1 protein-coding gene and 1 pseudogene are annotated in these 1,331 nt (G+C 33.7%); one reads left to right on the top strand and one right to left on the bottom strand.

Going from position 1 to position 1,331, the window contains the following annotated elements; translation table 11 throughout:
- Positions 1-35 precede the first annotated feature (35 nt).
- A complete protein-coding gene (locus tag AC1DTM_RS26775; RefSeq protein ID WP_002110426.1) occupies positions 36-1,121 on the bottom strand; it encodes an AI-2E family transporter in 1,086 nt (361 codons plus the stop codon).
- Positions 1,122-1,201: 80 nt separating this feature from the next.
- On the opposite strand from AC1DTM_RS26775, the pseudogene AC1DTM_RS26770 reads away from it, so the two are divergent.
- A pseudogene (locus AC1DTM_RS26770) lies at positions 1,202-1,331 on the top strand (HNH endonuclease); the annotation flags it as partial.

The following is a 1,331-nucleotide window of genomic DNA, read 5'->3' as shown; positions in this document are numbered from 1 at the left end:
CACCACTTTTTGCGGTGTATCTTTCTCAACATATTCTATTTCCGTTTACTTCTTTTCGTCTTAAACAATCTCACTAAGTTCGAAACAACTGTTTTCGTTACCGCATAAACAGGCACTGCTAAAATCATTCCGATAATTCCCGCGAAATTACCTACCCCTAAAATAAGGATGATAATTGTTAACGGATGGATGTTTAATTTCGAACTCATAATACGTGGAGATATGATGTTACTTTCAAACTGCTGTACAATTGTTACAATAATAATTACGTACAGAGCTTGCATCGGAGATACGAACAGCCCTACAATTACAGCTGGTGCTGCTCCGATAAATGGACCTAAGTTCGGAATTATATTTGTAAATGCTGCGATAATCCCTAAAACGAAAGCATACGGTAAACCGATAATTAAATAACCAGTAAATGTAAAGGCACCTATAAATAAACAAACGAGCGCTTGCCCTTGAATATATGCAGATAATGTTTCGTTCGTTTCCTTTATGATACGAAGTCCTTCTTCACGGTAAGACTCTGGTAATACACTAACAGCTTTTCCTGGAAATGCATGTCCATCTTTAAACATATAAAATAAAATGAACGGTACTGTAAAAATAACTAACGCCACGTTCGTGATAATACCAAATAAAGCCGTTGCACTCGACGTAATTGTGTTTGGTATTTCCTTTAAGTATTCAATCGCATTTTTCTCAATTGTTTCAATGGAAACGTAGTTTTGTGTAGATAACCATTCAAATAACCTATGATGGGATAGATCTTGTATGTATACTTTCCCCTCTTTTATATAAGTCGGCATGTTTTTCACTAGATCCATTAGCTGTTGTGAGATGGTTGGAACAACTACTCCAATAGCAACTCCAGTTAATGTGATGATAAAAAGATACAGTAGTAAAATCGCTAAACCTCTAGGTACTTTTTTATTCTCCAAAAAGACTAACAATGGGTTAAATATGAAGTATAAAAATAACGCGATTAAAATTGGGAAAAATAATGTTGATATGAAGATACCAATCGGTTGAAATAGAAACGATATTTTTGTGCAAATAAATATAATTCCTACAACCATTAGCACTTCTAATGTCCAAAAGTGCACTTTCGATTTCAAAAAAACGTCCTCCTTTAAACTAGCACTTCTCTTCATTGTACCAAATTAAACTTAGATTTCACATAATATTTTCCTTTACAATATTCCAAAATCCCATTAAATACACTACAATGAGATTACAGACAAATTTGCAGGTAAAGGTGATAAATATGACACAATGCATCATTTGCAGAAAAGATACGAAAGAACTTAGTGAACAATATGTCATTC

Source organism: Bacillus sp. P4_D3 (genome assembly GCF_056401855.1).
The sequence above is the reverse complement of the archived record's forward strand: the minus strand, read 5'-3'. Positions and strand labels throughout refer to the sequence as shown.